This is a genomic window from Pseudomonas sp. P8_241, assembly GCF_034008315.1.
Classification (GTDB): Bacteria; Pseudomonadota; Gammaproteobacteria; order Pseudomonadales; family Pseudomonadaceae; genus Aquipseudomonas.
In genome coordinates, this window is sequence record NZ_CP125377.1 from 4,876,871 (window position 1) to 4,896,327 (window position 19,457).

At 61.6% G+C, this 19,457-nt stretch carries 12 protein-coding genes; 9 read left to right on the forward strand and 3 right to left on the reverse strand.

Features of this window, described 5'->3' with window-relative positions; all coding sequences use genetic code 11:
* Window positions 1-144: 144 nt before the first annotated feature.
* The gene (locus QMK58_RS21840; RefSeq protein ID WP_320395428.1) at window positions 145-1,482 is read right to left on the reverse strand and encodes a lysine N(6)-hydroxylase/L-ornithine N(5)-oxygenase family protein; all 1,338 of its coding nucleotides are present in this window, start codon (window positions 1,480-1,482) and stop codon (window positions 145-147) included.
* 143 nt (window positions 1,483-1,625) lie between these two features.
* On the reverse strand, window positions 1,626-2,108 hold the full coding sequence (locus tag QMK58_RS21845; protein WP_053157207.1) for a sigma-70 family RNA polymerase sigma factor: 483 nt from the start codon (window positions 2,106-2,108) through the stop codon (window positions 1,626-1,628).
* A gap of 343 nt (window positions 2,109-2,451) precedes the next feature.
* Here QMK58_RS21845 and QMK58_RS21850 point away from each other — a divergent pair, with 343 nt between their 5' ends.
* The 3 genes from QMK58_RS21850 to QMK58_RS21860 are packed head-to-tail and all read left to right on the forward strand — an operon-like array spanning window position 2,452 to window position 7,015.
* Entirely contained in the window at window positions 2,452-3,624 is a 1,173-nt protein-coding gene (locus QMK58_RS21850; RefSeq protein WP_053157204.1) for an efflux RND transporter periplasmic adaptor subunit, read from the forward strand.
* Window positions 3,625-5,598, forward strand: coding sequence for a MacB family efflux pump subunit (locus QMK58_RS21855; protein ID WP_320395429.1), 1,974 nt, complete (start codon window positions 3,625-3,627; stop codon window positions 5,596-5,598). It abuts the gene before it with no gap.
* A gap of 22 nt (window positions 5,599-5,620) precedes the next feature.
* Window positions 5,621-7,015: an efflux transporter outer membrane subunit gene (locus tag QMK58_RS21860; RefSeq protein WP_320396556.1), complete on the forward strand. Its 1,395-nt coding sequence runs from the start codon at window positions 5,621-5,623 to the stop codon at window positions 7,013-7,015.
* 265 nt (window positions 7,016-7,280) lie between these two features.
* Here the strand turns inward: QMK58_RS21860 and QMK58_RS21865 are convergent, their stop codons facing one another.
* Entirely contained in the window at window positions 7,281-8,900 is a 1,620-nt protein-coding gene (locus tag QMK58_RS21865) for a PvdJ/PvdD/PvdP-like protein (RefSeq protein ID WP_320395430.1), read from the reverse strand.
* Window positions 8,901-9,106: 206 nt separating this feature from the next.
* Here QMK58_RS21865 and pvdM point away from each other — a divergent pair, with 206 nt between their 5' ends.
* The 6 genes from pvdM to QMK58_RS21895 all read left to right on the forward strand — a co-directional run bounded on the left by pvdM (window position 9,107) and on the right by QMK58_RS21895 (window position 19,406).
* Window positions 9,107-10,456 (forward strand): pyoverdine-tailoring dipeptidase-like protein PvdM, encoded by a 1,350-nt coding sequence (pvdM, locus tag QMK58_RS21870; protein ID WP_320395431.1) that lies wholly within the window; start codon window positions 9,107-9,109, stop codon window positions 10,454-10,456.
* Window positions 10,457-10,486: 30 nt separating this feature from the next.
* On the forward strand, window positions 10,487-11,767 hold the full coding sequence (locus QMK58_RS21875) for an aminotransferase class V-fold PLP-dependent enzyme (RefSeq protein WP_053157191.1): 1,281 nt from the start codon (window positions 10,487-10,489) through the stop codon (window positions 11,765-11,767).
* 16 nt (window positions 11,768-11,783) lie between these two features.
* A complete protein-coding gene (locus tag QMK58_RS21880; protein ID WP_320395432.1) occupies window positions 11,784-12,656 on the forward strand; it encodes a formylglycine-generating enzyme family protein in 873 nt (290 codons plus the stop codon).
* A 435-nt stretch (window positions 12,657-13,091) separates the two neighbouring features.
* The gene (locus QMK58_RS21885; RefSeq protein WP_320395433.1) at window positions 13,092-14,741 is read left to right on the forward strand and encodes a cyclic peptide export ABC transporter; all 1,650 of its coding nucleotides are present in this window, start codon (window positions 13,092-13,094) and stop codon (window positions 14,739-14,741) included.
* 126 nt (window positions 14,742-14,867) lie between these two features.
* A complete protein-coding gene (locus QMK58_RS21890) occupies window positions 14,868-17,285 on the forward strand; it encodes a TonB-dependent siderophore receptor (protein WP_053157183.1) in 2,418 nt (805 codons plus the stop codon).
* A 201-nt stretch (window positions 17,286-17,486) separates the two neighbouring features.
* Complete coding sequence (locus tag QMK58_RS21895; RefSeq protein WP_320395434.1) at window positions 17,487-19,406, forward strand: tyrosine-protein phosphatase; 1,920 nt, start codon at window positions 17,487-17,489, stop codon at window positions 19,404-19,406.
* Window positions 19,407-19,457: the final 51 nt, after the last annotated feature.

Here is a 19,457-nt window from a genome sequence, read left to right on the forward strand (position 1 = left end):
GGAAGGGTTCAGGATTCGACATTTTCGTTGTTGTCGAGAGCGTCATCGCCAGCAAGCCGGCTCCTACAGGGGATATTCGCAACGACGAAAATCCACTGTAGGAGCCGGCTTGCTGGCGATAGGGCCTCGCGGACGCTACACATCTCAGCTGGCTGTGGCCAACAACAAATCCACCACCGACCGCCCGTGCCCGCGATGCTTGCCATGTTCATACAGTGAACCGGCAATCTCGTCGGCACGAATCGGCAGGATCGACAGCAACGTGTCGCTCAGTCCATGGCTGGCCTGGCAAAAACCCTGCATGTAGAGACCGGCCTTGCAGCGCTCGTCAGTGATCAGCTTGTAGTTGCGATCGACCTCGAAATCACCCAGATATTGCTCCAGCGGCGCCAGCAACTTGCGGTGCATCTGGCGCTCGTAACCGGTGGCCAACACCACGGCGTCGTAATGACGAACCGAGACTTCACCGGTGGCGTTGTTGCGCGACACCAGTTCGATCCCGCGTTCGGTGGCGGTGGCTTCTGAGAGGGTGGTCAAGGTGTGGAACGCATGGCGGGCGATGCCCGAGACTTTCTGCCGATAGAAAATACCGTAGATGCGCTCGATCAGATCGATGTCCACCACCGAATAGTTGGTGTTGTGGTACTCGTTTACCAGTCGCTCGCGCTCACGGTCGGGCTGCTGGAACACCAGGTCAGTAAACTCTGGCGAGAACACTTCATTGACGAAGGGGCTGTCGTCGGCCGGCTTGAGTGCCGAACCGCGCAGGATCATGTCCACCTGCACCGACGGGAAGCTGTCGTTCAAATCGATGAAGGCTTCCGCCGCGCTCTGCCCGCCACCGATGATCGCAATGTTCATCGGCCGGTTTTCCACGCACGGCTGTTTGGCCATTTGCGCCAGATACTGGGAATGGTGGAACACCCGGCCATCATCCTTGAGCGCCTTGAACACCTCGGGAATGCGTGGCGTGCCACCGGCGCTGACCACCACCGAACGGGTGGTGCGCACCTGCTGACGCCCGGTCGAATCTCGCGAGATCACTCGTAGCGCCTCGACCTGATGGTTATGCAGCACCGGCTCGATGGTCAGCACTTCTTCACCGTAGCGGCTTTGCGCGGTGAACTGCCCGGCGACCCAGCGCAGGTAGTCGTTGTACTCCATGCGGCACGGATAGAACGTGCCCAGATTGATGAAATCCACCAGACGACCGTGGGCCTTGAGGTAATTGACGAACGAATAAGGGCTGGTCGGGTTGCGCAGGGTCACCAGGTCCTTGAGGAAGGAAATCTGCAACTCGCTCTGGGTCACCAGGGTGTTGCCATGCCAGCGGTAATCGGCCTGCTTGTCGAGAAACAGCACATCCAGTTCGCCCTGGATGGCCCCGCGCTCTTGCAGCGCGATGGCCAGCGCCAGGTTCGAAGGGCCGAAACCGACGCCGATCAGGTCGTGAACGTTGGGCGATGCAATTGCCTGTGTCATTTCCAGTGTCCTCTGGATGAGCCCCTCAACAATGGGGCATTGAACCTAAGTGACCTGACCGGCCAAGGGCAGCACAACAGGTCGTCTGTTGAGTAGGAACGAGGACACTTGAACAAAATTTAACGTGTGAGGAGTCCGTCAGCTCAATGGCCATCCCACTGTCGCATGCGTGTACGGCAATGCTTCATGGCGTTGACAATGTGCTTCTCGACCAGCGCCCGGGAAATACCGAGCTGTTCGGCAATTTCCGGATGGGACAGGCCTTCGATCTTGCGCAGCAGGAAGCTTTCGCGGCACAGCCGTGGCAATTGAGCCAAGGCACGCTGGAGCATTTCCAGGCGCTGGCCATGATCGAGGGCACTGTGTGGAGAGGGTGTGAAATAACGCTCTTCGGTATCGAGCACATCCAGCGGCTCGGCCTGACGCAACGCGTTGCGCCGGTGATCGTCGATGACCAGGTTGAGCGCGGTGCGGTAAAGGAACGCCCGCGGTTGCTCGATCGGCGCGTCGCTGGTGCGCTCCAACACCCGCAGATAGGCGTCATGCACCACATCTTCGGCGACCTGACGGTTGCCGAGCCTGGCGTTCAGGAAACACACCAGCTCTCGATAGTAGTTTTCCAACATGACTCCGGTCCGCGCGGGGGCGGTTTCTGTCCTTGAGCCCTTTGCGTGACCGTTGAAATAAACAGTGGCACGGTAGTGGCAATTCGAGTCGCGTAATTTATAGTAATTCTCATATAGATTTAAAGTACTTTAAACGCAGGCGATGCCGCCGGCTGCGATCTTTTGATTTTCGACTTTGCAAGATCAAAGGATCGCAGCCTGCGGCAGCTCCTGCGCAAACGTGTGTGAATGTGTCGCCAGCTAAATTGGCCGGTGCTTTTATCGTTTACAAGGACAGCTCCCCGTCTGCGCCCGGTCTTCCCGCTGCGGCTCGATGGGCTAATTCCCAAGGCCGGAACCCTGCATGAAACGCCCTCGACAGACCCGACGCACCCTGTTTGCAGTACTTTGCCTGATCCCCGTCATCGCCGTGGCTGCCTGGCAATTCATCCCGCCGGGCCGTGACCAGTTCGCCACCGTGCAGGTCACCCGCGCCGACATCGAAAGCAGCGTCACGGCTCTGGGCACCCTGCAACCGCGAAGCTATGTCGACGTCGGCGCCCAGGCGTCCGGGCAGATTCACAAGATCCACACGGAAGTCGGCGACGTGGTCAAGGAAGGCCAGTTGCTGGTGGAAATCGACCCGTCCACGCAACAGGCCAAACTCGACGCGGGGCGTTTCTCCATCGAAAACCTCAAGGCACAGTTGCAGGAACAACGGGCGCAACACGAGCTCGCCCGGCAGAAGTTCCAGCGCCAACAAAACCTCGCCGCCGGCGGCGCCACCCGTGAAGAAGACGTGCAGACCGCCCAGGCCGAACTGCGCGCCACACAGGCTCGGGTCGACATGTTCCAGGCGCAGATCCGCCAGGCCGAAGCCAGCCTGCGCAGCGATCAGGCCGAACTCGGTTACACGCGAATCTACGCACCGATGGCCGGCACCGTGGTGGCGCTGGATGCCCGGGAAGGCCAGACCCTCAATGCCCAGCAACAGACACCGCTGATTCTGCGCATCGCCAAGCTGTCGCCGATGACGGTGTGGGCCGAAGTCTCGGAGGCCGACATCGGCCACGTCAAACCCGGCATGCATGCCTGGTTCACCACCCTCAGTGGTGGCAGCCGTCGCTGGAACAGCACCGTGCGACAAATCCTGCCCGTACCGCCCAAGCCGCTGGACCAGACCAGCCAGGGCGGCGGCAGCCCCGCCAGCACCAACAAAAGCGGGAGCGCGCGCGTGGTGCTTTACACCGTGTTGCTGGACGTCGACAACGCCGACAACGCGTTGATGGCGGAAATGACCACCCAGGTATTTTTTGTCGCCGATCAGGCAAAAAACGTACTCACCGCCCCCATCGCGGCCCTGCAAACCGGCGCACAGGCCAACGTGCAAACCGCTCAGGTGATCGCCCGCAACGGCAGCATCGAGCAGCGCGACGTGCGCACCGGCATCAGTGACCGCTTGCGCGTGCAGATCCTCGACGGCTTGCAGGAAGGCGATCACCTGTTGATCGGTCCGGTCGACGGGAGTGGCGGCTGAATGCAGACGCCCCTGATCGAACTGCTGGACATCCGCAAAGCCTATGGCGGCGGCGACGCGCCTGAGGTGCACGTGCTGCGCGGCATCGACCTGACGATCCATGCCGGTGAGTTCGTGGCCATCGTCGGCGCGTCCGGTTCCGGCAAGTCGACGCTGATGAACATACTCGGCTGTCTCGACCGACCGACCTGCGGCGAATACCGTTTCGCCGGGGAAAACGTCGCCGCCCTCGACAACGATGAACTGGCCTGGCTACGCCGGGAAGCCTTCGGTTTCGTGTTCCAGGGTTACCACCTGATTGCGTCCGCGTCGGCCCAGGAGAACGTCGAGATGCCGGCAATCTATGCAGGCTTGCCCGCCTCCGATCGCCACGCCCGCGCCGCCGCCCTGCTCGACCGTCTCGGGTTGGCCTCGCGTACCGGCAACCGCCCGCACCAGCTATCCGGCGGGCAACAGCAACGGGTGTCCATTGCCCGCGCCTTGATGAACGGCGGCCATATCATCCTCGCCGACGAACCGACCGGCGCCCTCGACAGTCACAGCGGCGCCGAAGTCATGGCCTTGCTCGACGAACTGGCCAGCCAGGGTCACGTGGTGATCCTCATCACCCACGACCGCGAAGTCGCGGCCCGGGCCAAACGCATCATCGAAATTCGCGACGGCGAGATCATCAGTGACAGCGCCCGGGACAATCGCGCCGCGCAACATTCGGCCAACCCCGGCGCCTTGCAAGCCGTGGATCTGCGCAGGCGCCTGAGCGAAGGCGCGGAAGCCACCGGCGCCTGGAAAGGCGAGTTGGTGGATGCGGTGCAAGCGGCGTGGCGGGTGATGTGGATCAACAAGTTTCGCACCGCTCTGACGCTGCTGGGGATCATCATAGGCGTGGCCTCGGTGGTGGTGATGCTCGCCGTCGGTGAAGGCAGCAAGCGCCAGGTGATGGCGCAGATGGGGGCGTTCGGCTCAAACATCATTTACCTCAGCGGCTCGGCGCCCAATCCGCGCACGCCACTGGGCATTGTCACCCTCGACGACGTCGCGGCCATCGCCAGCCTGCCGCAGGTGATGCGGATCATGCCGGTCAACGGTCAGGAAGCCGGCGTGCGTTTCGGCAACCTCGACCACTTGAGCTACGTCGGCGGCAACGACACCAACTTCCCGGTGATCTTCAACTGGCCGGTGGTGGAAGGCAGCTATTTCACCCATGCCGATGAACAGAACGCAGCCGCCGTCGCGGTGATCGGCCACAAGGTGCGGACCAAGTTGCTCAAGGACGTGGCCAACCCGATTGGCCAATACATCCTGATCGAAAACGTGCCCTTCCAGGTGGTCGGCGTGCTCGCCGAAAAAGGCGCCAGTTCGGGTGATTCCGACAGCGACGACCGCATCGCCATCCCCTACTCCGCTGCGAGCGTGCGCCTGTTCGGCACGCACAACCCCGAGTACATCGCCATCGCCGCGGCTGATGCGCGCAAGGTCAAGGAAGCGGAACAGGCCATCGAACAGCTGATGTTGCGCCTGCATAACGGCAAGAAGGATTTCGAACTGACCAACAACGCGGCGATGATCCAGGCCGAGGCGCACACGCAAAATACCCTGTCGCTGATGCTCGGCTCGATTGCCGCGATTTCGCTGCTGGTGGGCGGGATCGGCGTGATGAACATCATGCTCATGACCGTGCGCGAGCGCACCCGCGAGATCGGTATCCGCATGGCCACCGGTGCTCGCCAGCGGGACATCCTGCGCCAGTTCCTCACCGAAGCGGTGATGCTCTCGGTGGTTGGCGGACTCACCGGGATCGCCCTGGCGTTGATCGTCGGCGGCGCGCTGATGCTCAGTGAAGTGGCCGTCGCGTTTTCCTTGATAGCGGTGCTGGGCGCCTTCGGCTGCGCCCTGATCACCGGTGTTGTCTTCGGCTTCATGCCGGCCCGCAAAGCTGCCCGACTCGACCCGGTCACGGCCCTTACCAGTGAATGATCTCTCCATGAAGCCGCTCTCGATCAAGCCGTCACTCAGCCTGCTGACCGTGTGCCTGTTGCTCAGTGCCTGCGGCAGCCCGGCCGAGCGCCCGGACAGCGGCATCCAGCCGCCCGCCGCCTGGCAATCGCCCCACACGGCGAGTGCCGCTCACGACAACACGCAATGGTGGAACCGCTTCGGCAGCCCGCAACTGGGACGCCTGATCGAAGAGGCCCGGCTTGGCAGTTACGACCTCGCCGCAGCCATCGCCCGGGTGCGCCAGGCGCGGGCGGACACGGTGATTGCCGGTGGCTCGCAACTGCCCGAGGTCAAGGCGGCGGTGAATGCCAATCGCGAGAAGCTGCTGCGCGGCGATGGCTATAGCCAACTCGATGCCGATGACAGCAACAAGGCAGTGGATTACTTCGACGCCAGCCTCACGGCCAGTTATGAAATCGATTTCTGGGGCGGCCAGCGCGCCAGCCGGGACAGTGCGCAGTTCGCTTTGAAAGCCAGCGAGTTCGATCAGGCCACGGTGGAATTGACACTGCTCAGCGGAGTCGCCAACGGCTACGCGCAAGCCCTGTCGCTCCAGGAACAGCGCCGCATCGCCGAGCTGAACCTGGCCAATGCCCAACGCGTGCTGAAACTGGTGCAGACCCGTTTTGACTCCGGCTCCGCCACGGCCCTGGAACTGGCGCAGCAAAAAAGCCTGGTGGCCGCACAACAACGGCAATTGCCGCTGGTGCAGCAACTGGCCCAAGACGCGCGCGTCAGCCTCGCCCTTCTCCTCGGCCGCCCGGTACAGGAGCTGTCATTGGGACAGGAGCATTTCGATCAACTGACCTGGCCGGTCATCGATGCGGCAATACCCAGCCAATTGCTCAGCCGTCGTCCAGACATCGCCCGGGCCGAAGCCCAACTGGCTTCGGCACAAGCCGATGTCACCGTGGCCCGCGCCGCGATGCTGCCGAGCGTGACCCTGAGCGCCCAAATCGGCTCCGGCGCCGACAGTGCCAGCGACATTCTGCGCAGTCCGTTCTACAACCTGTCTGCCGGATTGCTCGCGCCGGTTTTCAACAACGGCCGTCTCGGCGCCCAGCGCGACAAGGCCACGGCCCGGCAGGAGGAACTGCTGGAGACTTACCGTGGCGCGATCATCAACGGTTTTGCCGACGTCGAGAAAGCCCTCAATAGCATTCGCGGGCTCGACGCACAGCGTCAGTGGCAGGGTGAGGAACTGAGTCAGGCACAAACGGCGTTCAACATTGCGCAGAGCCGTTATCAGGCTGGGGCCGAGGATTTGCTGATCGTGCTGGAGACCCAACGCACATTGTATGCGGCGCAGGATTTGAACGTGCAACTGCGGCTGTCGCGGATGCAGGCGAGTATTGCGTTGTACAAGGCGCTTGGGGGTGGGTGGCAGGTTCTGTAATCGTTGTCGTTAGTGAGTACGCCTTCGCGGGCAAGCCCGCTCCTACAGTGATTTTTTGTTGCCCGGAAATTTCGAGTACACCCACGGCCCCTGTAGGAGCTGGCTTGCCAGCGAAGAGGCCGGCCTATCCAACATCAACATTGCCTGCCAGGACGCCTTCGCGGGCAAGCCCGCTCCCACAGTGGTTTTTGTTGTTCGCAAATTTCACGCACACCCAAGGACCCTGGGGGAGCTGGCTTGCCAGCGATTGAACGATTACGCGGTATCAAACCGGAGTTTGCCTGGCTTCCAGATGGCGGGCATACCACGGCCGCTGCGGTATTTTTCGGAACAAGCCCTTCAACTTTGTCTCGTCCTCGCCAAAGGTGATGCGCAACGCCAGCTTCATGGTTTCCGGGTCCATTTCCACAGACTGACCCGCTCGCAACCCCGGTGTGGTGCTGCAACCGTGGGTGATCGGCCCCAGCCACGGGTCGTCGATCTCGACCCAGCGCCCCGGCGCAAACCATTGCACACCGTTGACCTGCAACCGACTGACCTGCCCCGGATGGAAGCGCTCATGGGCGCGAAACCAGTCTTCCAGGCGATCGTCGATCCAGCCATGGAAGTGCCAGAACACCGGGCTGACATGGGAGGAAAACGGGTCACCGAGAAAATCGTTTTCCGGCGCAAACCAGCGTGCGGAAAAGTCCGAGGGATCCCGGGCGAACGGCACCGGTTGGCCGTTCGAGGGATCGCGCGGCACAGAAGCCCAGCGCATGTGCAGCCAGTCGTGCAGGCCCAGTTCGACCTCTGAACCGAACTGACCCAACGTCAGCTTCGACAGGTAACGCGGGTCGCGGTAGCGCGATTCCCAGACCTGGAAGTTGCTGTGGTAGGTCTCGGCGGTCTTGATGTCGCTGACCCACTGCGTGTACTCGTCATCGTCTTCGGCCAGCCAGGTCGGCGGCAGCGACGTGCCGTCGTGGTTGTCGAAGTAGCGGGCGAAGCCGAGCCGGTCCCGCGCCAGTTCCGGCTGCGGTAACGGGAAATGCGTCCAGGACGGCAGGTCCTGCATCGTGCGCGCCGTGCCGAGCATGTGCCGGTGCATGAAGAAAAAGTCCACGCCCGAGCCGTTGCGATCCTTGCGCTCGCCACGGGCATCGCGCTCCTTGTCACGCGGGCCGGGTTGCCAGCCGATGCCGCGCAAGGCTGCGCGCTGGTCTTCGGACAGCTTGTGCCATTTGTCCCGGGAGGCATGCCAGAGCTGGTGAAACAGCCGGTGTTCCGGGGAAACCAGCCACGCCAGCAAGGTCGGGTTGAGCCCTGTGCGCTCGCGCGCTTCGGGGAACACGCGCTTGACCGCAATGAAGCGATTGTCCTGGGAGGTCAGCATCAGCGGACGATCCAGGTTCAGCACGCGACCACTGAGGGTGCGGCTGCCAGCGTTACCGAAACCGCCCCAGACCTCGTCCAGGGTCATGTCGAATTCGTAGGCGCAGCTGCCGTTGGCACTGACCAGCCGCCAACTCAACTGCGCCGGATTCGTCCCGGAAAGATCGCCGAGCACGCGCAAACGGGGTTCTTCGCTGCTGCGCAAACGCTCGGCTGTGTCGAGGAAACCGCTGACACCACGACCTTTGTGCCCGATGTCGAGAAACACTTCCAGGCCCTCCAGCGGCAAACCCTCGATACCGGCGTCACGCCCTTCAAAGCGAATCTTCCAGACGCCGCGCAAGGTATCCGCCAGCCGCTGGCCCGCGACATCCGCCACATCGAACGACGCTTCGCCGGGTGTGATCGTCGGGTCCGCTCTGGTCAACTCGCGATGTCCGTAATACACCGCAGGCAGGGCAGCACCGGTCAGCGCCACACCTGCGAGGAACCATCGTCGAGAAATCGTCATTGCCCTACCTGTGTCAGCCATGGAGCAGGCTTTATCCAAGCTAGAACGTTTGTTGTGCCGACAAATTTAACGGCTTCACTGTAGGAGCTGGCTTGCCAGCGAAGAGGCCGGCACAAACACCTAAATTCTCAGCCCGTCCACTCGTTCCCCCCAGATAGCAAAGGCCCCGCGCCTGCACCCTGACGGCGAACCCGACTGAGACGGCAATGACAAAACCACGTTCGAAAAAGGCTCTTTTCATTGGCCTGCCGCTGGCCCTGACGATCAGCGCGGGTGCCGGTTACATGGCTTGGGATTATTGGTTCAAGGACAATCCCGGCTACCCGGTCAAGGTGATGAAACAGGCCGATGCCTTGCAGGAACGCATCCTCTCATTCGACAGCCATATCACCGTGCCGATGGATTTCGGTACCGCCGGCAACGAAGTCGACAAGGACGGCGAAGGCCAGTTCGACCTGGTCAAGACCGGCCGCGGTCGTTTGTCTGGCGCAGCGCTGACGATCTTCGGCTGGCCGGAAATCTGGAACGGTCCCAACGCGCCGCATCGCCCCACTGCCGGCTTCATCGACGAGGCCCGGCATGAGCAGGAAACCCGCTACAAGATCATCAGTGCAATGGTCCGCGACTTTCCCAATCAGGTGGCCATTGCCTACACCCCCGACGATTTTCGCCGTCTGCACGGCGAAGGCAAATTCGCGATTTTCATGAGCATGCTCAACGCCTACCCGCTGGGCAATGACCTCAACGCACTCGACAAGTGGGCGGCCCAGGGTATGCGCATGTTTGGCTTCAGCTATGTGGGCAACAACACCTGGGCCGACTCATCGCGACCGCTACCATTCTTCAATGATTCACGGGACGCCCTCGGCGGGCTTTCGGACATCGGCAAGCAAGCGGTGCAGCGCCTCAACGACCTGGGCGTGATCATCGATGTGTCGCAGATGTCGACCAGGGCCCTGGAGCAAGTGGCGCAACTGAGTCGCACGCCGATGGTCGCCTCCCACTCGGCGCCCCGCGCCCTGGTGGACATCCCGCGCAACCTCAGCGACCAGGAAATGCAGCTGATCAGGAACAGCGGCGGCGTGGTGCAGATTGTCGCTTTCCCAACCTACATCCGCCCACTGAGCCAGGCCACCCAGGACAAACTCAACGCCCTGCGAGCGCGCTTCGACCTGCAACCTTTGCAAGGCCTGGAAATGGCGCTGATGCCCGGCGACCCGGTCATCACCGTCTGGCCGGAGCAGCGTTTCGGCGAGTACGCCAGCCAGCTCTATTCGATCCTCGACGAAGAGCCCAAGGCCACCCTCAAGGATTACGGCGACGCCATCGATTATGCCGTGAAGAAAATCGGCATCGACCACGTAGGCATCAGCTCCGACTTCAACGACGGTGGCGGTCTCGATGGCTGGAAAGACGTCAGCGAGGCCCGCAACGTGACCGCCGAGCTGATCAGCCGCGGCTACGGCGAAGCCGACATCGCCAAGCTTTGGGGCGGCAACTTCCTGCGGGTCTGGGATCAGGTACAGAAGTCCTCCCGGCCCGTCGTCCAGAACTGATTTTTACTTTTGCCAAAGCGAACCGAATCCATGACCAACCGTCGTTCATTCCTCAAGCAGGCCGGCATCCTCGCCGCTGGCATCCCCCTGGCCTCGGCCGTGAACCTGCCGGCACTGGCCGCCACTCCCGCACCGCTGCCCAAGGACAAATGGGACCAGTTGCGCCAGTTGTTCACCCAGGACCCGAACTACCTGCATTTCGCCAACTTCCTGGTGACCTCGCACCCGCATCCAGTGCGTGAAGCCATCGAAATGCACCGCGTCAACCTTGACCGCAACCCAGGCCTGGCCATGGATTGGCATCGTGGCGAAACCGAGAAACGCGAGGAAGAAGTGCGCGTCTGGGCCGGTCGCTACTTGAAGGCCAAGCCGTCGCAGATCGCCCTGACCGGCAGCACCACCGAAGGCCTGGCGATGATTTACGCCGGCATCCACGTGCGCTCGGATCAGGAAATTCTCACCAGCGAACACGAGCACTATGCCGCCAACACAGTCTTGGAATATCGCACCCAGAAGGACGGCACCCAGGTCCGCAAAATCAAACTGTTCGAAGACCCGTACAAGGTCTCCACCGCTGAGGTACTGGCCGCGATTGAAAGCAACATTCGCCCCGAAACCCGCGTGCTGGGCATGACGTGGGTGCATTCCGGCAGCGGCGTGAAACTGCCCATCGGCGAGATCGGCAAACTGGTGGAAGCGAAAAACCGTGGCCGCGCCGACAAGGACCGCATCCTCTATGTGGTCGATGGCGTGCACGGCTTTGGCGTGGAGAACGTCGACTTTCCCGACATGCACTGCGATTTTTTCATTGCCGGCACCCACAAATGGATGTTCGGCCCACGGGGCACCGGGATCATCTGCGCCCGCTCCGACGAGCTCAAGGACGTCACCCCGACCATACCGACTTTCTCCGAAGCGACGCAGTTTTCGACGGTGATGACCTACGGTGGCTATCACTCCTTCGAACACCGCTGGGCGCTGACCGAGGCCTTCAAGCTGCACCTGGAACTGGGCAAGGCTGATGTCGCGGCGCGTATCCACCAGATCAACAGCTACCTGAAAAAACGTCTGCAAGCGCACCCGTCGGTAGAGCTGGTGACGCCGTTGTCGCCTGAGTACTCCGCCGGTTTCACCTTCTTCCGCATCAAGAACCGGGACTGTGAGGAAGTCGCCAATTACCTGATGGACCAGCGCGTGGTGTGCGACGCCGTTGACCGGGATGTCGGGCCGATCATTCGTGTCTCGCCGGGGTTGCTCAATACCCAAGCGCACATCGACCGCCTGATGGAACTGCTGGCCAACCAGGTCTGACTGAGCGAGAGCCAATATGAAAATCCCCCTGAAAAAACTCGGCGCCCTGACGCTGTTGGCCGTACTCGGCAGCGCTTTGCCCGGCCTCGCCCAGGCCTACACCGCGCCATTGCCCGGCAAGGTCTTCAAGGATTGCCGTAACTGCCCGGAAATGGTGGTGTTGCCCGCCGGCACCTTCAGCATGGGCACCCCGGACGACGAGGTCGGCCGCGAACCTGATGAAGGCCCGATGCATGCGGTGACGTTCGACAAACCCTTCGCCATGAGCCGCTACCAGATCACCGCCAGCGAATGGGACCAGTACATGAAGGAAACCGGAGTCACCCTGCCCGATGGCGACACCCGCCCCGGTCGCGAATGCATCAACAGCAAACCACGCTACCCCCAGGGCCCGCGCCAGCCAGCGGTGTGCATGAACTTCGCCGAGGTCAGCGCCTATGTCGCGTGGCTCTCGATGAAAACCGGTCAGCACTACCACATCGTCAGCGAGGCCCAGCGCGAATACGCGGCCCGCGCCGGCTCAACCGGGCCGTTCCCCTTCCCGTTCGACCCGGGCACCGAGTACAGCATCGCCACCCACGCCAACACCTACGGCCCGGTCGATGGCTACAGCTACAGCTCGCCGTTCGGCAGCTACCCACCCAACGCCTTCGGCATGTACGACATGCACGGCAACGTCTACGAGTGGATCGCCGACTGCTACCACCCGGACTACGTTGGCGCGCCCACCGATGGCAGCGCCTGGACTGAACCGAACTGCGACACCCTGCGCATCCGCGGCAACGACTGGGGCGAAGCACCGGTGTTTTCGCGCTCGGGCAACCGCAACGACATCGATCCACAAACCCGTGGCGACTGGATTGGTTTCCGCGTTGTGCGCACGCTCTAATCCCTCCCCAACCCTTATGGGTGCAGACTTGTTCGCGATGAGGCCGGTACCTCCGACATCAATGCTGACTGACAGACCGCCATCGCTGGCAAGCCAGCTCCTACAGTTTTTGCGTCGACCACAAACCATTCGAACAACCCCAACCCTGTAGGAGCAAGCTTGCTCGCGATGAGGCCGGTACCTCCGGCATCGATGTTGACTGACAGACCGCCATCGCGGGCAAGCCAGCTCCTACAGTTTTTACGTCGACCACAAACCATTCGAACGCCACCAAACCTGTAGGAGCAAGCTTGCTCGCGATGAGGCCCGTACATCCGACATCGATGATACTGGCAAGCTCTCTCCCACAGGTTTTGCATCGCCCACCGTTTAAATTAAGCCCTCCATCAGACGTTCTACTGGGTATCTGCCTCAGCCCCAAGGAACCCTCTGCTCATGACCCAGCCAACGCGCGGTGCAATTCATGAATTGTTCACCCTCCTCAAACCGTTCCGGCTGGTTGTCAGTCTGTCGATCGTTCTGGGCATGGTCGGCGGTCTGAGCGTGACGGTGTTGCTGGCCACGATCAACAACGCACTGCACTCGGCGGATGGACTGACCCAAGGTGTGGTCGCGCTATTCGGTGGTCTGTGCCTGTTGGCGCTCGGCAGTTCGATCTGCTCGGACATCGGTACCAATTACGTCGGCCAGCACATCATCGCCAGGCTACGCAAAGAGCTGGGGGAGAAGGTGCTTTGCGCGCCCATCGAACAGATCGAGCGCTACCGCAGCCACCGCTTGATCCCGGTACTGACCCACGACGTCGACACCATCAGCGACTTCGCTTTCGCCTTCGCGCCACTGGCGATTTCCCTGACCGTGACCCTCGGGTGCATGGGTTACCTGGCGATGCTGTCGTGGCCGATGTTCCTGATGATGGTGCTGGCGATTGCCATCGGCACCGGCATTCAGTTCTACGCACAGGGCAAGGGCATCCAGGGTTTCATGGCCGCCCGCGACGCCGAAGACGAGTTGCAGAGGCACTACAACGCCATCGCCGGTGGCGCCAAGGAGCTGCGCATTCACCGTCCGCGTCGCCAGCGCATGTTTGAATCGGGCATCAAGGGCACGGCCGATTTCATCTGCAACACCCAGGTGCGCTCGATCAATACTTTCGTGATCGCCAAGACCCTGGGCTCGGTGCTGTTCTTCGTGGTGATCGGCCTGGCGCTGGCCCTTCAATCATTCTGGCCGAGCGCCGACAAGGCCGTGATGAGCGGGTTCGTGCTGGTGTTGCTGTACATGAAAGGGCCGATCGAACATTTGGTCAGCACCTTGCCGATCGTGAGCCGGGCGCGCATTGCCTTCCGGCGCATTGCCGAACTGTCGAGCCAGTTTTCTTCCCCCGAACCGCACCTGTTGCTCAGCGACAAAGGCAACGCTGCGGCCGTGGTCAATCGCCTGCAACTGGACAACGTCAGTTATGCGTTCCCGACCGCACCGGGCAGCGAAGCGTTTCGCCTGGGTCCGGTGAACCTGACCATCGAGCAAGGCGAGATCATTTTCATCGTCGGTGAAAACGGTTGCGGCAAGACCACCTTGATCAAATTGCTGCTGGGTCTCTACGCGCCGCAACAGGGTGCCATCGTGCTCAACGGTCAAGCCATCGACGCGCAGAGCCGTGACGACTACCGCCAGTTGTTCACCACGATTTTTGCCGACTACTACCTGTTCGATGACGTGGTGCAGGGCGACCGGCACATCCCTGAAGACGCCAATCAATACCTGCAACGGCTGGAGATTGCGCACAAGGTCAGCGTCAGGGACGGCCGCTTCACCACCACCGACCTGTCCACCGGCCAGCGCAAACGCCTGGCGCTGGTCAATGCGTGGCTTGAGGAACGCCCGGTGCTGGTGTTCGACGAATGGGCCGCCGACCAGGACCCGACCTTCCGCCGAATCTTCTACACCGAACTGCTCCCGGACCTCAAACGCCTGGGCAAAACCATCATCGTCATCTCCCACGACGATCGCTATTTCGACCTGGCCGATCAACTGGTGCGCATGGAGTCCGGCCGGGTCGTGACCGAGCGCACAGCCGCCTGACAGCCGTTGCCGACACGCAGGTCATTGTTTTTCGAAGTTTGTTTTCCGGTTTAGCCGAGGTGGTCCGTCTAATAATAATTATCATTAACAAAAATCTGCACACCCCCTTCTGGAGCGATTCGAGCAATGCAAAGCCTTACTCTGTCCCGCGCACCGCTGGCACTCGCCATCGACCGGCAAAAGAAATTTCGAACGGTCTTGCCGGGCGCGCTGCTGGCCCTGTTGCTGCTGGGCACTTCCCAGGTTGAAGCGGCACCGGTGAACGTCAACGTTCCGTCTCAGTCGCTGGCCAGCGCCTTGCGCCAATTGGGCCAACAGACCAACCTGCAGATCCTGTACAGCCAGGACATGGTCAACGGCATCAAGTCCACGGCGGTGTCGGGCAACATGGAGCCGGAGCAGGCATTGAAGACGTTGCTGCTGGGGAGCGGCATCAATTTTCAACTGAACGGCAACACCGTTTCACTGGTACCGGCAGCGGATAATTCCAGCACGCTGCAACTGGGCGCCACTTCGATCACCGGCCTGGCGCTGGGGCCGACCACCGAAGGCACGCATTCCTACACCAGCGATGAAGTCAGCATCGGCAAGGGCAATATCAAGGTCAAGGACATCCCGCAGTCGGTATCCGTGGTCACGCGCCAGCGCATGGACGACCAGAACCTGAACAACCTGCAAGATGCCATGCGTCAGGTCACCGGCGTGACCATCAAGACCTACAACACCGGTTCCAGCCTCAACGACGTCTACATGCGCGGCTTCCTCGTCGATCAGGTCCAGGTTGACGGTGTGTCGCAACCGACCGGTCAGGGCGACCTGTCCACCAGCTTTGACCTGGCGATGTACGACCGCGTCGAAGTGCTGCGCGGTCCGTCGGGCCTGTATCAAGGCGCTGGCGAACCTGGCGGCACAATCAACGTGGTGCGCAAGCGCGCCCTGGACAAATTCGCCCTGAGTGGCGAGGTGGCGGGTGGCTCTTATGACCACTACCGGTCCTCGGTGGATGTCACCGGCCCGTTGAACGACCAGGGCACCGTCCGCGGCCGTTTCGTGACCGCCTACGAGAACAACAAATCCTACGTCGACTACGCCAAGAACGAACGCCCGATGGTTTACGGCCGCCTGGAATTGGACCTCGACCCGGCCACGACCCTGTCGGTCGGCGGCGCCTACCAGAAGAACAACTCCACCCCGGCGTTCGGCCTGCCGGCCTATGCCGACGGCAGTTTGCTGGATGTCCCACGCTCGACCTTCGTCGATGCCAAGTGGAACACCCTCAATGAAAAAGTCTGGGAAAGCTTTGCCGAAGTGGACCACGCGCTGGACAACGGCGGTCAGTTCAAGACCACCGTGACCTACCGCGATGCCGAGACCCCGGAGCGTAACTTTACCTGGGCCGACGGCGCTGTCGATCCCGCGACCGGCGACAGCTGGGCCGTGGCGTACGACTATTACACCCATATCAAGACCATCGGCGTCGACAGTTTCGTCACCACGCCATTCGAATTCGCCGATCGCCAGCACGAGTTCACCGTGGGTGCCGAATACCAGCACCTGGACAAGGACTTCACCTACGGCGGTGGCGAGTACTTTCCGATCAACGTGTACGATCCGGGCAGCATCGACATTCCGCATAACGACTATGAGCACGTCAACGGCAACTGGTCCAAGTCCGACCAGTACGGCCTCTACACCCGCGCCAAGTTCAACGTCACCGACTGGCTCGATGTCATTGGCGGCAGCCGCGTAACCTGGTACGAAAGCGACGCGAAAAACGAGAACGCCTTCTTCAACAACTACGGCGAAGCGCACACCAGCATCAACCACAAGGTCGTGCCGTACGGCGCCATCATTGGCAAGATCACCCCGGAACTGTCGACCTATTTCAGCTACACCGGCGTGTTCAAGCCACAAAGCGAAATCGGCACCGATGGCGAGCCGGTCGGCCCGCGTGAAGGCGAACAGTATGAGATCGGCCTCAAGCGCGAGTTCTTCGACGGTCGCCTGAACGCCAGCATCGCCGCTTTTCGCATCTACGATGAGAACCGTGCCGAGTACGACGACAGCACCGGCGCCTACATGACCGAGGGCAAGGCGCGCAGCCAGGGCTGGGAAACCGAGTTGAGCGGCAACCTGACCGACAACTGGAGCATCGTCACCGGTTACGCCTACACCGACACCAAGTACCTGGAAGCCGCAGACGCCAACAAAGGCAAGACCTTCAGCACCATCACGCCCAAGCACAACTACAACCTGTGGACCAAGTACGACTTCACCGACGGAGCGCTCAAGGGCTTCAACGTCGGCGGTGGCGTACGTGCCGTCAGCGAAACCTACTACCAGCGTGACGTGAAGTTCAAACAAGGCGGCTTTGCCGTCACCACGGCGCAGATCGGCTACAAGTTCAACGATCACCTGTCGTCGACACTGACTGCCAACAATCTGTTTGACCGCAAATACTATGATCGCGTCGATGCCGCCTGGGGCACCAACTTCTACGGTGACCCGCGCACCTTTACCCTGAGCCTGCGCGCCCAATACTGATCGTCGTCTTTCATGTACATCACCGGGCCGCTTGCGGCCCGGCGATGTTTTTTGAGGATCAACGAAAATCGGCGAATGGACAGAAAACGAACCTTCTGGACAGATCGCGCAGGCATTTTCTGCCACCGTGAATTTGTAACATTAAGCGTCATTTCGAATCAGATAGTAGCCAGCCCAACGCTTGTTCAATGAGGCTGCATCGTGTTTCAACGTCTTGTGTGTTCGCTGTCCGTTCTGAGCCTGTCCATCGCCGCCGCCCAGGCGGCCGAGACCGCCCCGCTCAACACCCCGCGCCTGAAAGGCATGGACAACTTCCGGGATGTCGCCGGGACCACCACCGCGTACTCCACGGCCAACGATGGCACGATGCGCGCCGGCGTTTTCTATCGCGCCAACGCGCTAACCCCGACCGCGACAGACCTGGCCACCCTGAACGGGCTGGGCATCAAGGCTGTCTTTGATCTGCGCACACCCAGCGAGATCGCCGCCACCCCCGACACGCTGCTGACCGGTGCGACCTACACCAACATCGACATCATCGGCAGCACGACTTCCGGTTCGAACGTCACGTCCATCTCCTTCACCAGTGCAGCCCAAGCCTTCGCCATGATGCAGGAGACCAACCGCGCCTTCGTCAACGACGCCGGAATGCGCGGCCAGTTCACCCAGCTGTTCAATGAACTGGCCGCTGTCGATGGCGCCGCGCTGTTCCATTGCACCGCCGGCAAGGACCGCACCGGCTGGACCGCCGCCGTGCTGCAAAGCATCGCCGGGGTCGACAACGCAACCATCATGAGCGACTACCTGGCGACCAACGACTACACCGCCGCGCGCATGGCAGCGACGTTGAAGGCACTGCCGCCGAGCATGGCGGCCATCTATGCGCCGTTGCTTGGCGTAGACGCCAGTTACCTGCAAGCCGGTCTGGACCAGGTGAGCGCGCAATACGGCAGCATGGACAATTACCTCAAGCAGGGCCTGGGTCTGTCCCAGGAAACCATTTATGTGCTGCGCGGCAAAATGGTCGAGTACAACAGCCTGCCCGGCCAGGCAGGGTTTGTCGGCAACGCCGCGGCCGGTGCACAGCTGTTGCAGCAATTGCAGAACACCCGCCTGTCGGGCACTTACAGTGACTACAACTATTACCTGCAATCGGCCATTGATGTGGGCGATCTCGGCGGCGTGCAGTCCACGGTGGGTGGTCAGGTACACGCCGACGCCGCCAGTTACCTGCTGCGCCAGAACGCAATGATCGAACAGGCCGCCGCGCCGTTCTCCAGCGGCACCGACCTCAAGATCGGGCAATACCGTTTGTGGAGCACCGCGCTGGCAGGCTATCTGGGCACCGACGGTTCGGCCCACGCCGAGAGCAGCAACGAACACAGCCAGGGCTTGATGATCGGCCTGACCCAACGTTTCTCCGAACAGTTCAGCGCTTACGGCGGCTTCGGCTACAGCAAGGGCAGCGTCGGCGGCGCCGGGGGCGAAGCGGACACCGACCTGACGTTCTTCAGCGCCGGCGCCCGTTACGCACCGAATGGCCTGGAGCGCGGGTTATTTGTTGACGCCGACGCCAGCGCCGGCTACATCGACTACGACAGCAAACGCGACCTTGGCGGCGGACTGGGCACGGCCAAGGGCGACAGCCACGGCAACCTCACCGGCGCCACGTTGGCGCTGGGTTACCGCATGCCGATCAGCGGCGTGACTTTAGAACCGAGCCTCGGCGTTCGCGTCAGCCACTTGAACCTGTCGGGTTTCAAGGAAAAAGGCAGCGAACTGGCCCTCGAAGTCGACGACATCAACGAGACCCGCAAAAGTGCCGTGGCCAACCTCAACGCCTCGTTCAACGCCTTCAGCATGGGCGCCTGGCAATTGGTGCCGGGGGTACAGTTTGGTTATGAACACGTGCTGGGCGACAACGAAATCAACAGCAAAGGGCACCTGCTGGGCCTGGATATCGAACAGCGCGCGGCTTTCGACAACCGCGACCAGTTCCTGGGTGGGGTGAATGTCATGGCCAACCTCGGCGCATTGAGCGTGGGGGCCGAGGTCGGTGCCACGGGCGGCGGCGACAGCCACGGCAGTTATGGCAGCCTCAAGGCCAGCTATCTGTTCTGACGGATCACGCCCGGCTCAAACCGCTGTTGCGGCGGTTTGAGCCACAGACCA